This is a genomic window from Propionispora sp. 2/2-37 (genome assembly GCF_001298735.1).
Classification (GTDB): Bacteria; Bacillota; Negativicutes; order Propionisporales; family Propionisporaceae; genus Propionispora.
This window is the reverse complement of the sequence record NZ_CYSP01000011.1, coordinates 1-17,051: the sequence shown is the minus strand read 5'-3', so window position 1 is coordinate 17,051 and position 17,051 is coordinate 1. Positions and strand designations below refer to the sequence as shown.

Genomic DNA, 17,051 nt, shown 5'->3' with positions numbered 1-17,051 from the left:
CAAATAACAAAGGCGATTTGAGCAGTCCGGTATGGACTGCCAAATCGCCTTTGCTGTTGTAGATTATTTTCCCTCATGCTCGGGATTGGCTCCGGGGCCACGATGATGCGGAAACAGACCACGAATTTCCTGCATATCCTGTTTTAGTGTATCTTGACTGACCCCCAGCGAATCGGCAACATCTTTCCAGGTGTTGTTGATTTTTTTCAAGTCCAACACATCCTGGATATTTTTGCCGGTATTTTTAGCCAATTGGGCAGCTACGGCAATATCGCGGGGATGGTAGCCCTGATTCAGTAGTGTTGTGGCGGTTGCCGTATCAAGTCCTGTTTTGGCGTTAATCTGACCGGCAAACATATTGATATGAGCAGTTTTTATCTGTTCTGTTGTAATGCCCAGTGTTTGCTGAACATCCTTCCAGGTATTGCTATTCGTTTTCAGTTTAATGACCTCTTCAAAAGGTTTACCGCTAAGCTGGCCGAAAAAAGCCGCGGTTACAATATCGCGAGTATCATAACCCGCCTGTTGGTATTTCAGGACAGTGTCTTTACTTATGTTGAATTTATCAGCGATATGCTGAGCTACCTGATCGGGATCCATTTTTTGCTGCTGCCGTACGGGACGATCTTTTGCAGCTTCAGCAGCTTGAACCAAAAGTGGACTGGCTGCCGCACCGGCTAACATGAAGGTGCCGATCACAAAAGCAGCGATTGATTTTCGTGACCATGTTTTAAATTCCATTCGATTCCCTCCTATTATATCCGGCCAGCTGTTACTGGCTGTTAAAGTCAGTATAAACAGGAGGTATGACAAATGTATGACAATTTTTAATATTGTTGCATGTAGTCTATTTTGCGGAACTGATCGGCAGGGTAAAGGTGAATAAGGTTCCCTTGCCGGGGGTGCTTTCTACGGTGATCTCGCCACCCATAGCTTCCACCAGCTTTTTGGTGATGGATAGCCCCAATCCGGTCCCGCCGTCGCTGCGGGCCCTCGATTTATCAACACGGTAAAAACGGTCCCAAATATAAGGCAGATCGGCAGGCGGGATACCATCACCCTGATCACGGATGCCGATGGCGATGAAGGGAGGCAGTGTGTGCGCCGTTAATGTGATGACTGCATTGTCGGGCGAATGGCGGATGGCATTGCTAAGCAGATTGGACAGTACCTGGGAAAGACGGTCGGGGTCAGCCCACACTTTGGGCAACTGTTCCGGTAGCTGCATGGTTAATTCTAAATTTTTATCGGTCAAAAGAGAAGTATATTTATCATTCTCACGAAGCAAAAATTGCTGTAAATCCAATTGCTTTCTTACGATGGATAACTCGCCTGCTTCTAGCTGGGCCATGTCCAAAAGATCATGAATCAGACGGTTGATGCGGTTGGATTCACCGACAATAGTGTGCAAATATCGTTCCTGTTGTTCAGGAGTGTCCGCCAATCCGTCCAATAACGTTTCGGCCAGTGCCTGAATGGAAGCAACCGGTGTTTTTAGTTCGTGGGATACATTGGCTAAAAATTCGCGGCGGTTCTGCTCCGCCCTGGCCAGAGAAGTAGCCATACTGTTAAAAGTACGCCCTAAACCGCCGATTTCATCATCGCCGGTGGCTTTGGTACGGCTGTTGAAATTTCCCTTGGCAAAATTACGGGCAGCCTGCGAGATATCGGCGATGGGGCGGGTCAAGCTGCGTGAGGTGATATAACCCAGGCCGACGGAAAGCAGGGCGCCGACCAGCAGCGAGTAGGACATCAGGCGTAAAAAGCCCTCGATTCCCCGGTTAATACTGGGAAGCGGTGCATATAAAAACAAAGCGGTGGGAATCAGCGTGTCGGGAATAGGAACGGCTACAACGATAGCTGATTCACGCTGATTTTTGCTGGGACTGACCCAGGATTGCGGTATGCCGTCAAATAGTTCGTCCATTTCCTCCCGAGTTTCAAAAAAACCACCATTATCCCAATGGTCGGGAGGAGTACCGGCTAATGCCGTACCGCCGCTGTCCATTAACCAAATGGTTGCACCGGCTAGATTACTCATGATTCGCATGGTAAGATCAGGCGGCAGGCGCCCGTCATATAAAACAGAGGACAGCAGGATAACCGTTGCTTCCCCTTTTTGCAGGAGTTCGCGGCGTTTATTGTCGACAAAGTGTCCTCTAAATAAAAAGGTCATTATAAATCCGAGAGTCAGCGAGCTAACAACGATAACTGCAATGTGAGAGATAAGAACCTTGCCGAAGATCGAACGCATCACTTGGTATTCACCTCGAATTTATAGCCGACTCCCCAGACGGTATGAATATAAGCGTAATGATCATTATTTACTTTTTGGCGCAATCGTTTAATGGTGGCATCAACCGTCCGGTCGTCGCCCTGAAAATCATAGCCCCAGACATTGGTAAGCAGTTGTTCGCGGGAGAAGGCGATTTTGGGATGGCGGGCCAAAAAGAGCAATAGCTCGAATTCCTTTGGCGTTAAGGTTGCCGCCTGGGCGTCGATTTCGATGGTTTGCGTTGTCGGGTTGATGATTAAACCGGGAAAATCCAGGGTAGAGCCGCTGGTTTGCAAGAGCCCGCTGCGACGCAAGACCGCTTTCACCCGGGCGACCAGTTCGCGTGGGCTGAAAGGTTTGGTAATATAATCATCGGCTCCCAGTGAAAAACCGGTCATTTTGTCGCTTTCCGCGCTTTTGGCCGTTAAAAATATAATGGGGACCTGCCGTTCGACCGTACGGCATATATCCCAACCGGACATTTTTGGCAGCATAACGTCCAATAGCAATAAATCGGGTTTTTTGGTAGTTTCTATTAACAGTGCCTGCTCACCATCATGAGCTGCAAATACAGAAAAGCCTTCTTTTTCTAAATATAATTGAATCACCTCGCAAATATTAACTTCATCATCGGCCACTAAAATTTTTATTGACATTTTATCCCTCCTATTGTCCGGTATTCATAAACGTGCTATCATTATGCTGCGTGCTTTTTAAAAAGCAATGCAAAGTTCTTGTTATATAGTTTATTTATTATCTTACTTCGCGATTATGCCAGGACATACCTTCCTATGGACTTTAGGAAAGGTTTTCCTGGTTGTAGTGGATTTTCCGAATGGGTGTACCAGCGTAGCGGATAGGAGGGGATGACGATGCGGGCAAGCATTTTAGGAATGTTGCGGCAGCATCAAGGACAGTTTGTATCAGGTGAGGAGATTTCGCGGCAACTAGCTGTTTCGCGCACAGCTATTTGGAAACATATCCAGACCCTGAAGCAAGAAGGTTACACCATAGAGGCACATTCCCGGCGCGGCTACCGTTTTGAAGCTGCTCCGGATTTGCTCTTGCCTGATGAAATAAAGAATACACTGAGGACTGAAGTGCTGGGGAAAGAGGTACATTGGTTTCGAGGTATTGAATCGACCAGCAATGAAGCGAAAAAACTGGCCGCCGACGGATGTCCCGAAGGGACGCTGGTCCTGGCTGAAACACAACAGACCGGGAGAGGGCGGCTGGCCAGGGGATGGTTTTCGCCGCCAGGAAAAGGGATTTGGATGTCGCTTGTTTTACGTCCGCCCTTTCAGCCTCAAGATGCACCCAAATGTACGCTTATGGCGGCGGTAGCGGTAACCAAAGCCATTCGCCGGACTACGGCCATTGCCTGTGGTATTAAGTGGCCGAATGATATTTTATATCAAGGGAAAAAAATCGTAGGGATTTTAACGGAAATGAGTGCGGAGATGGATGCAGTAAATTATGTTGTTCTGGGTATCGGGATTAATGTCAACATCGAATCCTGTGAATTTCCACGGGAAATTGCTCCAAATGCCGTCTCGCTGGCACAGATTTCCGGCATCAAGATATCCCGGATCGAATTACTGGCGGCTGTGCTTAGAGAATTGGAACAAATTTATCAAAACGTTGTCCGGTGTGGTTTTGCGGAAGTTTTTCAAGAATGGCGTAATTTTTCGGTTACCTTGGGGCAGGAGGTAACGGTTATTGGCTTGGACAGACAATTCAGCGGCAAGGCTGTTGATATAGATCAAAGCGGTGCTTTGCTGGTGCAAACGTCTGCAGGGATGGAAACAGTATTGGCCGGCGATGTATCCCTTCGTTCCGGGCAAAATTCTGTGTGAAAACGGTGTGCCGAAATGGGCCGGGTAGTTCATAAGATGGAGGATGAAGAATGCTTTTGGTTTTTGACATAGGGAATAGCAATATTGTATTAGGATTATATGATGGTAAAACGTTGTTGCAGCACTGGCGTATTTCGACAGACCGGCAAAAAACGGGCGATGAATACGGTATGCTGATTAATAATCTGTTCACTTTTTGCGGCAGGAGCATAAAAGAAATTCATGCCGTCATCATTTCGTCGGTGGTCCCGCCTTTAGTGGTCCCGCTCACGAAAATGTGCCAGAGGTATTTTAAGGTGGAGCCTTTGATTGTGGGACAAGGTATAAAAACAGGAATTTGTATAAGATATGAGAATCCCCGGGAAGTCGGGGCCGACCGTATTGTCAATGCGGTGGCCGCGTATAATAAATTTGGCGGTCCGCTTATCCTGGTGGACTTCGGCACGGCAACCACCTTCTGTGCGATAGCTGTAAATGGCGATTATTTAGGCGGCGCCATTGCGCCCGGAATTGGCATTTCAACGGAAGCACTCTTTCAGCGAACAGCTAAGCTGCCTCGTGTTGAACTGATTAAGCCCAAATCGGTAATTTGCCGTAACACGGTTGCCAGTATGCAATCGGGAATTATTTTTGGTTTTGTCGGTCAGGTGGATGAAATTGTGCGCCGGATGAAAGAGGAAATGGGACAGGATCCTTATGTTGTAGCCACTGGGGGACTAGCCAACCTTATTGCCCAGGAATCACGTACGATTGATGTGGTTGAACATTTTTTGACATTGGAAGGACTGCGGATTATATATGAAAGGAATTCATAATTGGTTTGCCGGTTAAAACTTAAGGATTTAGGATTATATCTGCCGGCACAATAACTATTTTTACCGATAAGTGTACAAAGCTCATCTTTGTACACTTTATTTTTGTTGTTTACGGTAAGTACGGTAAATTGGGAGAATAAAAATAGTGTTTCTGATTACAATAAAGCGTATTTTTATAAAAGTAAATGTAGAAAACAAATGTAAAAAGTAATTACAAGAAATTATAAAGAAAGAAAGATAAAATTATTCAAGAAATTTTAAGAAAATAAAAGCAATGGTTAAACTTAAAATTATTGACTATTTGAAAAAGTTAAACTATAATTAAGTCGGACATAATTAAAAATATTGAACAAATATAAAAGTCGTCAAGAAAAAGACTACCTAAAAAACAGGAGGGGATTCATGTGTTAGGCTTAAACACGAAATTGGAAGAACTGGAACAAACAGGACAAAGTATAAAAACGGCAATCATTGGAGCCGGTCAAATGGGCAGGGGGATGGTTGCCCAGATGATCTTAATGAAAGGCATGATTCCGGCGGTGGTTGTCGATATTCGGATTGAAAATGCAAAAAAAGCTTTTTTGAATGCGGGCATTGCAGAAACTAATATAAAACATGCCAAGACTCCGGCTGAAGCAGATGAGTTCTTGCGAGAAGGCAACTATGTCGTGGCGGATGACAGCAAGGTTGCAACCAACTGTCGGCTTGTACAAGCTGTTGTTGATGCTACCGGCGTTCCTGAAGTAGGGGCAAGGGTTGCATTTGACAGTATCTTTGGCAAAAAGCATATTGTTATGCTGAATGCGGAAACCGATTGTGTTATTGGGCCGATATTGAAGAAATTTGCCGATAATGCCGGAGTTGTATTTACCGGAGCGGCTGGTGATGAACCGGGAGCGGTGAAAGAATTGTATGACTTTGCCGTAGCATCCGGCTTTGAAGTCAGGGTGGTAGGTAAGGGGAAAAACAACAAACTGGATTATGACTGCAATCCGGACACCGTGTTGGAGGAAGCAACCCGCAAAAAAATGAATCCGCATATGCTGACCGCATTTAAGGAAGGCAGCAAAACTATGGTGGAAATGGCTCTGATGTGCAATGCCACAGGATTTGTTCCTGATGTAAGAGGCGGACACGGAATTGCCGGTCAAGTTAAAGAATTGCCGGAAAAATTTCTTCTAAAGGAAGAAGGCGGTATTTTAAGCCGGTATGGTGTTGTTGATTTTGTTAACGGTATAGCACCGGGAGTATTTTTGATCGTAACGAGCCCGTTGGCTGAAGTTCGGGCTGAGATGGAATATGTAAGCATGGGTCCGGGACCTAACTACATTCTATACCGTCCTTATCACCTGTGCAGCCTGGAGACTCCGTTGTCGGTTGCGAAAGCTGTTATTGACCGGCAACCGACAATTGTACCGAAAGCCGGCTTAGTGGCAGAGGTTATTACCATTGCTAAAAAAGACTTGAAAGCCGGACAGAATTTGGATGGGATCGGCGGTTATACCGTATACGGCTTAATCGAAAAATATGAAGTGGCCAAGAAAATCAATGCTCTGCCGGTTTGTTTAATTAACAAAGACACGGTGCTTAAACAAGATGTTAAAAAGGGCGATGTAATAACCTATGATATGGTTGAACTAAATGAATCGTCATTTTTGCTGCAGCTAAGAAGGCTGCAGGATAAATTGTTTAACTAGACTTTTCTATAAAAGGGTGTTTTGCCAAGAAGCAAAACACCCTTTTGGTTTTATTGTTATTTAATGTAAATGATAGGCAGGAAAACATGAAGATTATACGTTTTATCAGTATAAAATGATAATTTGTAGAAAAAACAGAATTATTAGATTTTTTCGTAAAAAAATCAAAACTAATTTTACAATATTGATTGACTATTTTAAAAAATTAATTTATAATAAATCTAACAAATGATTCCGATTGAACAAATGCAAAAATATTTTTTTGCATACCAGTGCGCGCAAAGTAGCGGAATTGTATAGTTGTGCATAATGAAACCTTTAGAGGAAAAGACATAAAGAAATATGCATATGACTATTGAATCTGAGTATTACCGGTTACTTTTAAAACATATTAGATCAAATGGTAACCGGTTAGGCGAGTAGGAGGTCGCAGTGAGTTATGCAAAAAATCGTTGATGACAGCCGATTAATTGTAAAATGCTGCAAGCTATATTATGAAGAAAACTATACACAACACGAAATTGCGAATAATTTAGGAGTATCAAGACCAACGGTGTCCCGGCTGCTGAAAGAAGGCAAGGATTCCGGCATTGTACGGATAGAAATTATCAATCCTCTGAGGAATAATTTCGATTTTTTAGAAAGGCAGATAGAAAAGCAGTTTGGTTTAAAAGAAGTAATTATCGTTGACGACGAAACGGACGATCGTCTGCAAACCATCCAAGCTGCAAAAGCGGCTGCCGATTATTTGATGAGAATTGTAAAACAGGGCAATACTATTGGCGTGTCCATGGGGAATACCGTAAAATGTATTTCCAATTATATTACCAATCAGGGAAAACTGAATTTGACATTTGTGCCTTTTATCGGCGGTGTGGGACAATCCCAGCGTGAAATTCATCCCAATGAAATTATTACCGATCTGGCACGGGCCTTTGGTGGAAGTTTTAAACTGTTGCATGCTCCGGCAGTGGTCAGCAATGAAAATATAAAAAAAGAAATCCTGAAAGAAAACAGCATTAAAGAAGTGCTGGATTATGCGAAATTATGCAATATTGGTCTGGTTGGTGTAGGCTCGCCTACCGACCCGGCCTCGTCGATGATGAGCAGCGGCTATTTTAATTTATATGATACCAGTAATCTTGAAAAAGCCGGAGCTATCGGTGATATCTGTCTTCGTTTTTATGATATCAATGGCAATACCGATAAGTTTGATTTTAACAAACGGGTAGTTGGTATTGAACTGGAAGACTTGAAAAAGATTGAGACAATGATTGGTGTTGCTTGCGGTGATAAAAAGGTCATGGCCATTATTGGTGCGTTGAACAGCAAGCTGATTAATGTATTGGTTACCAATTACAACAACGCAGTGGCAATCAGTGCCTATGCTGAGCAGCGTTAGAAAGGACGGCTGACCAATGGAAAGATGGATGTTGATTATCTTTTGCTTCTATGTATTGCAGATGGTATTGACCTACTTTCAAGTTAAAAATTTGCGAAAAACACTGGCGGAGTCAAGAGGCAAAGGAATTGTTGGTATGGGCAGCAAAAAACGCAAACTAAGTGCCGGCAATGTCGTCATTCTGATTAGTAATGAAGCAGGTCATATTATTGAAGGACGTATGATGCAAGGCATTACGGTATTGGCCCGTTTCAGGGAGATCGCAAATATCAAAGGACATACTGTTACAGAGCTAAAAGAAAAGATTCTAAGTCAATCCGCCAAGAAACAGGATAAAGCTATGCTTGAAGCCATAGAACAAATTGAAAAACAAATAGCCAAATTGAAGGGCAATCAGGATGCGCCTGAATGTACAGCCTAAAAGGATACCTAAGGTATAAGATATAGTGGTCTATATTTTATATAGTATTTTGCCAAGTAGGGTTTTCTAAAAAAAGGAAGGAGGGCAGCAACTAGAATCGACAGCAGATGCAAAAAAGGAAACTGTTAATTTGAGCAAAGATTACAAGGAGGTATAAGTACATGGAAGTATTAGCACATTTAGCGACAGGTTTTATTGCATTGTTCCAAAAAGGCGGTTCAGTTTTTACAGGCCTGGTCACAGGAATTATTCCAACCCTCGTTGTCCTTATCACGGCAGTAAATTCAGTAATTGGTATGATTGGTGAGGAAAAGGTCAACAAAATTGCCCAATTGTGTACAGGCAATATTATTTTACGGTATACTTTATTTCCCGTTATTGCGGTTTTTTTCCTTACTAATCCGATTTGTTACAGTTTCGGTCGTTTCCTGCCGGAAAAATATAAACCGGCTTTCCAGGATGCATCTATTTCCTTCGTTCATCCGATTACCGGCTTATTCCCCCATGCTAACTCGGCAGAATTGTTTGTATGGATGGGCATTTCTCAAGGTATCACCCAGCTCGGTCTTCCTCTTGGGGAGTTAGCAGTTAGATATTTTATTACAGGTGTTATCGTTATCTTGATTCGCGGTATCGTGACAGAAAAGGCGACTCTTTATATGTTCAAGAAAAATGGCATCGAAGTCTAAATACTTGGGGCAGTTTAGCTAACCCATAGTAGCACTATTTGTTAGACAAGCCTGGGTAATATCTAAACTTAGGAGGAATGAATAGCTATGTTTAAGACAGTTAGAATTGATAGAGGTCCGGCTGGTTTTGGCGGCCCGTTGGTAATTACGCCGACTGAACAAAGAAACAAAGTGGTTTGTGTTACCGGCGGCGGATTTCATCCTGTTGCCTTAAAGCTAGCCGAGCTGACAGGCTGCGAATTGGTTGACGGATTTAAAACAGGTTGTCCGGATGATCAAATTGCAGTAGTTGTTGTGGACTGCGGCGGTACGGCACGTTGTGGCGTTTATCCAAAGAAACGTATACCCACTATTAATGTAATGCCCGTCGGCAAATCAGGTCCATTGGCCCAATATATTACAGAAGATATTTATGTATCTGATGTCAAGGTAGAAAATATAAGCTTATCTGACGGTTCCGCTCCAGCTCCGGCTCCCAGTGCAGCACCGGCGCAGGCAGCAAGACCAGCTGCGGCAACTGCACCGGCAGAAAAAGGCAATTTCCTGGCCAGATTCGGTAAGGCCGCCGGTAAGGTCGTCGGCATATTCTTCCAGGCAGGACGTAACACTATTGACATTACCATTAAGAGCATCTTGCCGTTCATGGCTTTCGTAAGTATGATCATCGGTATTATATTAGAATCAGGTATCGGCAATATTATTGCTAATTTCGTTTCCCCGTATGCAGGCAGTCTGCCGGGGCTGTTGGTGATATCGGTTATATGCTCGCTGCCAATCCTGTCGCCTATGCTTGGACCAGGTGCGGTAATTGCACAGGTAGTCGGGGTGCTGCTCGGCGTTGAAATCGGAGCAGGACACATCCCTCCTTCCTATGCATTGCCTGCATTGTTTGCTATCAATCCGCAAGTTGGTTGTGACTTCCTTCCGGTTGGGTTGAGCTTGGCCGAAGCTGAACCGCAAACAATCGAAATAGGCGTACCGACCATTCTAATGACCAGACTTGTTACCGGTCCGTTATCCGTTGTTATTGCATACTTCATGGGAATCGGACTGTTCTAAGACTGGACGAGAAAGTTACTGTTTCATCATACGTAGAGTTAACGCGTGCTTTTTATCGCTTACATTTGCCGGCATCCGTTAACTTTACGTATTACTTTGCCAAAAAAATGAGAGGATAATGCATATGAAATATGAAGTTACAGTTACCAATGTAGGGGAAATCGCGTTTGATTTATTAGCTGATAATGGCTGCTTAATTATTTTTGATAAATGCCCACTAACGGAATTAGAAGAAATAGCTATTATGCACACGACCGGTGAGATTAAAGGAGAAATTCAGGTAGGCGATAAGGTTACTTTTGGAAAGCATCAATACGTTATTACCGCCATTGGTGATGAAGCATTAAAAACCCTGCATGATATGGGACACTGTACATTTTGTTTTAACGGCAAGTCCACAGTGGAACTGCCGGGACAAATCGAATTAAAAGGCGAAAATGAGCCTGAGATTGAAGTCGGTGATAAAATTATCATCGCGTAAATCCAGATGTATATAGATGTATATATTGGATATAAAGTTCTCTTTCGAATGGATTAAAGAATTCGAAAGAGAACTTTTGCTTTTGTTATTACCTTTTATTATAATGTATCTGGTTGTTTTTTTACAACTGTTTGCGTACCCTGTTGTAAAAATATATATAAATCTATACCAAATTAAAATCTTTAGGAGCGTTGGCATGTTAATAGGAAATGTCCGGTTGAGTAATCCGGTCTTTTTAGCTCCCATGGCCGGTGTTACTGACTTACCGTTTCGATTGCTGAGCAGGGAAATGGGATGTGGTCTGGTTTATTCGGAAATGGTCAGCAATAAGGGATTGCTTTATCAAAATACGAACACGGAAAGCATTATGCAAACCATAGAGCAGGAGCGTCCGGTGGCAGTACAGTTGTTTGGCTCTGAACCGGAAGGAATGGCCGCTGCCGCTCGTATTGTAGAAAAAGCGGGAGCAGCAGATATCATAGACTTGAATATGGGCTGCCCAACACCGAAAATTGTTAAAAATGGCGAGGGTGCTGCGTTGATGAAGTCACCGGAATTGGCTTTTCGAATCATGCAGAGTGTAGTGGCGGCAGTACAAGTGCCGGTGACAGTCAAAATCCGTAAAGGCTGGGATGAAAATTCGGTCAATGCGGTAGAGATGGCGGCATTAGCGGAAAAAGCCGGCATTAGGGCCATTGCGGTGCATGGGCGTACACGCGAACAGTTTTATACCGGTAAAGCAGACTGGGACATAATCAGAGCGGTTAAGGAAAGTGTTTCCATTCCGGTAATCGGTAATGGGGATATTCGCAGTCCCGAAGACGCACAAGCTATGATGATGCATACTTCCTGTGACGCGGTTATGGTCGGGCGGGCAGCACAGGGAAATCCGTGGATTTTTAAACAAATCACTCATTATTTGGAGCATGGCGATATATTGCCGCCGCCATCGATAAAAGAAAGAATAACTGTTTTATTCCGTCATTTGGACATGTTGCTTTATTACAAGGGGGATTATACCGGCATTCGCGAAATGCGGCGGCATGCAGCATGGTACACGAAAGGCTTGCCGTATTCAACGGAGATGCGAATGAAATTTAATCAAGCAGAATCAAGAAAAGATTTTGCAGATATCGTGCATTTCTATTTTTCAGATATGTAAGTGAAAGAATAATAGCTGCCACGAAATATAAACTAATATGAAAATATTATGAAACGATTGAGGGGATTTTTACCAGGCGGGGCTGATGCCCCGCCTTTTATTTTTAAATAAAGGGTGGATTTTCAGCAAAATGTGGTTACATGGCGTATGTGCACTGTATTGTGTACATATACTATGTGTGACTCCTGAAGTAAAAGCTGGTGGCACTGTAGTGAGGTAAAAGATATGCTGCTTCGCATCGGTTCGAAAATAATTAATGCAAACAAAATACATCACACTATCGATAATATTCTGGCCATGAGAAGCGGTGGTTCTTCCCAGCACGAAGCTGCGGTATACTTCGGTCTGGATCGAACGGTAATATCAAAACTGGAATCACTAGGGGAAGTGAGAAAAGGAGGAAAGGCGGCGGTAATTGGTTTTCCAATAAAAAATTGTAAAGAACTTGATCTGGTTGCTCAACAGGAAGGAGCTGATTTCTGTCTGTTAATGTCCGAGCAAGAACGAAGAGGTTTTGTTGAACATAAATCAGGAATGGTCTTGATGAACGAAATCATTGGGATTATTTCTCAGCTTCGCAGTTACGACAAAGTCATTATATTAGGATCTAATATGCGTATTAAGGCTCTGGAAAACTTGCTGGACAAAGATGTTGTTGGTATTCAAATTGGCAAATCACCCATTAAGGAAGATCAGTATGTAGACCCGGAAGAGTTGCGGGGAATCATGCGGCAGCTTTTTATATAGGGGGATCGTGAGTGAAACACATTATTAGCATAAGTCTGGGATCATCAAAACGAAATCATCAATCATTTGCATCCATCGCTGGCGAGACTTTTGCTATTTCCCGAATAGGAACCGACGGAAACAAAGAAGAGGCAAAACGCCTCATTCAGGTCATGGATGGAAGCGTCGACGTTTTTGGTTTAGGGGGAACAGACTTATATATTTATGCCGGTGGTAAACGGTATACATTCAGAGAGACTGCTGGTATTGCAGCGGCAGCCTTACAAACACCGGTAGTGGATGGCAGTGGCATTAAAAATACCCTGGAGCGGCGGGTAATTCGTTACCTTGCCGACAATGGGCTGGTGCAATTTCGTGACAAATCGGTTTTATTGGTTTGTGCCATGGATCGGTTCGGTATGGCAGAAACTCTGGTGGAACAGGGAGCCTATGTAGTTTTTGGTGATTTAATGTTTGGTCTGGGGCTTCCTATAGCCATAAAGACTTTGCCAGGGCTGGCAAACTGGGCGCGTGTAGTTGCACCGATTGTGACTAAACTACCAATTGATATTTTTTATCCGGTGGGCTTGCGGCAACAAGAAAATAAACCGAGATTTCAGAATTATTTTCAGTCGGCCGATATTATTGCCGGTGATTTTCATTATATCCGGCGGAATATGCCGGATACACTAAATAATAAAATAGTTATTACCAATACGGTTACAGCCCAGGATATCGAACTACTCCGAGAACGGGGGGTGACCATGCTGGTAACAACTACACCGGATATGGGCGGGCGGTCTTATGGAACCAATATTTTGGAAGGTATATTAGTTGCCTTATCAGGAAAGCCCCCGGGAACACTTTCTGTTCAGGAGTATGAGAATATACTGGATAAGATCAATATAAAACCCAGGGTGGAGACATTACTACATTAGAAAGGAGTACAACTATGGAACGGTTTGCCTTTATTCTTCATCCGCTTACCGCAAAAGATCTTGGCCGGAAATTTCCGTTCGTTAAAAACTGGCCGGATCATTTTATTGAGGGACTGATAAAATATATTCCACCGTTTAAAGTTTCCGATATTACAGGAATTCAATCACCTGGCAATGAGGCGGAAGGATGGTTTATCGGTTGTCCGCTGACTTCGAGGCAAATGATGGAGTTACCGGAAGAATATGTAATTAAGAAAATTATTAAGGCGGGTAAAATTGCGGAGAAGCTCGGTGCCAATGTTGTGGGGCTGGGAGCGTTTACTTCCATCGTGGGTGATGCCGGAGTGACGGTAGCCAATAATCTGAATATTGCCGTTACAACAGGCAATAGTTATACAGTAGCAACGGCTATTGAAGGGGTTCGGCAGGCTGCTAAGGTTATGGATATAAATATAGAGCAGGCAAATGTACTCGTGTTGGGAGCTACAGGTTCCATAGGTTCTGCTTGCGCCCAGATTTTAGCCAAGGAAGTGCGGTTTTTAACTTTGGCAGCCCGTAATGGAGTTAAGCTGGAAAGACTGGCCGGCTATATCTTTAAAAACACCGGTCTGGCTGTACGTGTAACGTCTAATATTAAAGCAGCGCTTAAAACAGCGGATATTATTATTGCGGTAACCAGCGCAGTGGATAGCCTTATTGAACCGGAGGATTTGAAACCCGGTGCAATTGTATGTGATGTAGCCAGACCCCGTAATGTATCCCGCCGGGTGGCAGAATTACGTAAAGATATTTTAGTTATTGAAGGCGGCATTGTTGAGGTGCCGGGACAAGTAAATTTTGGTATTAATTTTGGCTTTCCCGATAGAACCGCTTATGCCTGCATGGCGGAAACTATGATTTTGGCGCTCGAACGGCGCTATGAAAATTTTACATTGGGGCGTGAATTAACTGTTAAACAGGTGGAAACAATAGAGCAACTGGCAAAAAAACATGGATTTAAACTATCCGGTTTCCGTAGTTTTGAACGAGCATTGCTGCCAGAAGAAGTCAGTATGATAAAAAACAATGCTGTAGCGAAAAGTGAGACCTTGAGGAGGGAAATCATCTAGAAATTATTGACAAGATAGGCTTTAATGCCTATAATAAATGCATGATAGTGAGGGTATTCATCAGCCTGTTGCAAAGTGTCAAGTGTAACTTGGCACTATTTATATTGTCTGTCTGATTAGAGTTGCATTTTATTAAAAATGAGAATATGATGCACTACTTATGATTGATCATATTCACCAAGGATAATTTTAGAGGGATAAAGGAGAGCAAATCGTATGGCGGAAAAGCAGACTATCCTTACGCTAGAGGGACTAAAAAAATTAGAGCAAAAGCTCGACTATCTAAAGTCAGTAAGACGGCGTGAAGTGGCTGAACGTATCAAGCAGGCGATAGAGTTTGGTGATATCAGTGAAAACTCGGAATATGAAGATGCAAAAAATGAACAGGCATTTATCGAAGGTGAAATACTTACATTAGAAAAGACCTTACGCAATGCACAGGTAATTGATGAAGGAGAAATCAGCACCGATGTGGTCACAATAGGTGCAACGGTTCTTTTGAAGGATCTTGAATTTTCAGATGAGTTGGAATATACGATTGTCGGTTCTGCTGAGGCTGATCCGGCAGAATTTAAAATTTCCAATGAATCGCCGGTTGGTTCGGCCATTCTGGGACAAAAAGTCGGCAGTATAGTGGAAGTGAATGTACCGGCGGGTATATTAAAATATGAAATTTTGGATATAAAACGGTAGCAATAACCATAAGAGGTTTGTAATTATGCAACATGTAACATCATTGGGGGAGAAAGTGTAAATGTCGGATAATGAACAATTGACTAAACAACAGGATGAAGTTGCGGGCTTGAATGAATTAATGAGAGTACGCAGAGACAAGCTGGCAGCGATTAAAGAACTGGATATCGAACCTTTCGGTCGTAAATATGATTTTACACATCATGCCGCAGACGTTTTAAGCGGGTTTGAACAACTGGAAGGACAGGCTGTGAGGCTGGCCGGACGGCTTATGTCGATACGCGGACATGGCAAGACGTCTTTTACCCATTTAATGGATATGTCCGGGAAAATACAGTTGTATTTTCGTCAGGATGTTATTGGTGAAGCAGAATATGCTAAATTTCATCTTTTGGACATTGGTGATATCATTGGTGTAGAAGGTACCGTATTTAAAACGCAGCGCGGAGAAATCAGTGTTAAGGTTAGCAGCTTTGAATTTTTGGCCAAATCTTTGCGTCCACTCCCTGAAAAATGGCATGGATTAAAAGATGTGGAAATGCGCTATCGCCAAAGATATCTGGACTTAATTGTCAATCCGGAAGTTCGTCAAACTTTTGTTATCCGCAGCAAGATTATTCAAGCCTTGCGCCGCTTCCTTGATGGCAGGGACTTTCTGGAAGTGGAAACCCCTATGATGCATCCGATTGCCGGTGGTGCAGCAGCCCGCCCGTTCATTACCCATCATAATGCACTGGATATGAAGCTTTACATGCGTATTGCTCCGGAGCTATACTTGAAACGACTGATTGTCGGTGGCTTCGAAAAAGTTTACGAACTGGGACGGATGTTTAGGAATGAAGGTATTTCCATTAAGCACAATCCGGAATTTACTATGGTTGAACTTTATCAGGCTTATGCCGACTATGAAGATGTTATGCGTCTGACGGAAGAGCTGGTTTCGTCTACAGCTCAAGAGGTACTTGGCACAATGAAAATTACGTACCAGGGTCAGGAGATTGATCTTACTCCTCCTTGGAACCGCATGACTATGCCTGAGGCAATTAAGAAATATGCTGATGTGGATTTTAACAGTGTTACTACGGTGGAAGAGGCTCGTGCTCTGGCCAGCAAGCTAGGTGTACAGTATGAAGCCAAAGACGGTATTGGCGGCATCTTGAATCACGTGTTTGAAGAGGTTGCGGAAAAGCATTTGATCCAGCCGACTTTTATCACGGGGCATCCTACGGAAATTTCCCCGTTGGCGAAACGGAACAAAGAAAATCCGGATATCACTGATCGTTTTGAAGCATTCATTTTTTCCCGCGAAATTGCCAATGGTTTTTCGGAACTTAACGATCCGATTGATCAGAAGGGTCGCTTTCAGGACCAGGTTTCTCAACGGGAATCGGGCGACGAGGAAGCACATATGATGGATGAAGACTATGTTAATGCTTTGGAGTTTGGGCTGCCGCCTACTGGTGGACTGGGTATTGGGATTGACCGCCTGGTGATGTTTTTGACGGACAGTTATTCCATCCGTGATGTTATTCTGTTTCCGCATATGCGGCATAAATAAAGGGCGAGCGTCAGCTCGCTTTTTATTTATGCCTGTATAGGTTAATTCCGAAAGAGTGCATAGCTATTGCTTGTTTATTTTCAAGCAGGGAATATATTGACAGAGGATTTTCTCTATGGTAAAATATAAAAGTCGCTAAGTTACATGGCGATAAATAGCAAAAAATGGAT

At 43.3% G+C, this 17,051-nt stretch carries 17 protein-coding genes; 14 read left to right on the top strand and 3 right to left on the bottom strand.

All coding sequences use genetic code 11. The features are described from left to right. Positions 1 to 63: 63 nt before the first annotated feature. The 3 genes from P22_RS12580 to P22_RS12570 form a co-directional block, all read right to left on the bottom strand. Positions 64 to 741, bottom strand: coding sequence for a hypothetical protein (locus P22_RS12580; protein ID WP_054260602.1), 678 nt, complete (start codon positions 739 to 741; stop codon positions 64 to 66). A gap of 106 nt (positions 742 to 847) precedes the next feature. Beyond that, positions 848 to 2,254 (bottom strand): sensor histidine kinase, encoded by a 1,407-nt coding sequence (locus P22_RS12575; RefSeq protein WP_235814646.1) that lies wholly within the window; start codon positions 2,252 to 2,254, stop codon positions 848 to 850. Further along, positions 2,254 to 2,931 (bottom strand): response regulator transcription factor, encoded by a 678-nt coding sequence (locus tag P22_RS12570; RefSeq protein ID WP_054260600.1) that lies wholly within the window; start codon positions 2,929 to 2,931, stop codon positions 2,254 to 2,256. The genes P22_RS12575 and P22_RS12570 overlap by 1 nt, the downstream gene beginning before the upstream one ends. Positions 2,932 to 3,147: 216 nt before the next feature. On the opposite strand from P22_RS12570, the gene P22_RS12565 reads away from it, so the two are divergent. From P22_RS12565 to lysS, 14 genes are all read left to right on the top strand, one after another. Further along, a complete protein-coding gene (locus P22_RS12565; RefSeq protein ID WP_054260599.1) occupies positions 3,148 to 4,131 on the top strand; it encodes a biotin--[acetyl-CoA-carboxylase] ligase in 984 nt (327 codons plus the stop codon). A gap of 50 nt (positions 4,132 to 4,181) precedes the next feature. Then, positions 4,182 to 4,946 (top strand): type III pantothenate kinase, encoded by a 765-nt coding sequence (locus P22_RS12560; RefSeq protein ID WP_054260598.1) that lies wholly within the window; start codon positions 4,182 to 4,184, stop codon positions 4,944 to 4,946. 404 nt (positions 4,947 to 5,350) lie between these two features. Then, the gene (locus tag P22_RS12555) at positions 5,351 to 6,643 is read left to right on the top strand and encodes an NAD(P)H-dependent oxidoreductase (protein ID WP_054260597.1); all 1,293 of its coding nucleotides are present in this window, start codon (positions 5,351 to 5,353) and stop codon (positions 6,641 to 6,643) included. 439 nt (positions 6,644 to 7,082) lie between these two features. Next, complete coding sequence (locus tag P22_RS12550; RefSeq protein WP_054260596.1) at positions 7,083 to 8,045, top strand: sugar-binding transcriptional regulator; 963 nt, start codon at positions 7,083 to 7,085, stop codon at positions 8,043 to 8,045. 16 nt (positions 8,046 to 8,061) lie between these two features. Further along, on the top strand, positions 8,062 to 8,466 hold the full coding sequence (locus P22_RS12545) for a transcriptional regulator GutM (protein WP_054260595.1): 405 nt from the start codon (positions 8,062 to 8,064) through the stop codon (positions 8,464 to 8,466). Positions 8,467 to 8,627: 161 nt separating this feature from the next. Next, on the top strand, positions 8,628 to 9,155 hold the full coding sequence (locus P22_RS12540) for a PTS glucitol/sorbitol transporter subunit IIC (RefSeq protein WP_054260594.1): 528 nt from the start codon (positions 8,628 to 8,630) through the stop codon (positions 9,153 to 9,155). Between the two features lie 87 nt (positions 9,156 to 9,242). After that, positions 9,243 to 10,214, top strand: coding sequence for a PTS glucitol/sorbitol transporter subunit IIB (locus P22_RS12535; RefSeq protein ID WP_054260593.1), 972 nt, complete (start codon positions 9,243 to 9,245; stop codon positions 10,212 to 10,214). Between the two features lie 124 nt (positions 10,215 to 10,338). Further along, positions 10,339 to 10,695 carry a PTS glucitol/sorbitol transporter subunit IIA gene (locus tag P22_RS12530; protein WP_054260592.1) on the top strand — a complete coding sequence of 119 codons (357 nt, stop codon included), beginning with the start codon at positions 10,339 to 10,341 and terminating at the stop codon, positions 10,693 to 10,695. Between the two features lie 196 nt (positions 10,696 to 10,891). After that, positions 10,892 to 11,857 carry a tRNA dihydrouridine synthase DusB gene (gene dusB / locus P22_RS12525; RefSeq protein ID WP_054260739.1) on the top strand — a complete coding sequence of 322 codons (966 nt, stop codon included), beginning with the start codon at positions 10,892 to 10,894 and terminating at the stop codon, positions 11,855 to 11,857. A 225-nt stretch (positions 11,858 to 12,082) separates the two neighbouring features. Continuing rightward, entirely contained in the window at positions 12,083 to 12,604 is a 522-nt protein-coding gene (locus P22_RS12520) for a hypothetical protein (protein WP_054260591.1), read from the top strand. Between the two features lie 11 nt (positions 12,605 to 12,615). After that, the gene (locus P22_RS12515; RefSeq protein ID WP_054260590.1) at positions 12,616 to 13,521 is read left to right on the top strand and encodes a hypothetical protein; all 906 of its coding nucleotides are present in this window, start codon (positions 12,616 to 12,618) and stop codon (positions 13,519 to 13,521) included. Between the two features lie 14 nt (positions 13,522 to 13,535). Next, positions 13,536 to 14,630, top strand: coding sequence for a shikimate dehydrogenase (locus P22_RS12510; protein ID WP_054260589.1), 1,095 nt, complete (start codon positions 13,536 to 13,538; stop codon positions 14,628 to 14,630). Between the two features lie 216 nt (positions 14,631 to 14,846). Then, entirely contained in the window at positions 14,847 to 15,323 is a 477-nt protein-coding gene (gene greA / locus P22_RS12505) for a transcription elongation factor GreA (RefSeq protein ID WP_054260588.1), read from the top strand. Positions 15,324 to 15,384: 61 nt separating this feature from the next. Beyond that, positions 15,385 to 16,881 carry a lysine--tRNA ligase gene (gene lysS / locus P22_RS12500; RefSeq protein WP_054260587.1) on the top strand — a complete coding sequence of 499 codons (1,497 nt, stop codon included), beginning with the start codon at positions 15,385 to 15,387 and terminating at the stop codon, positions 16,879 to 16,881. Positions 16,882 to 17,051: the final 170 nt, after the last annotated feature.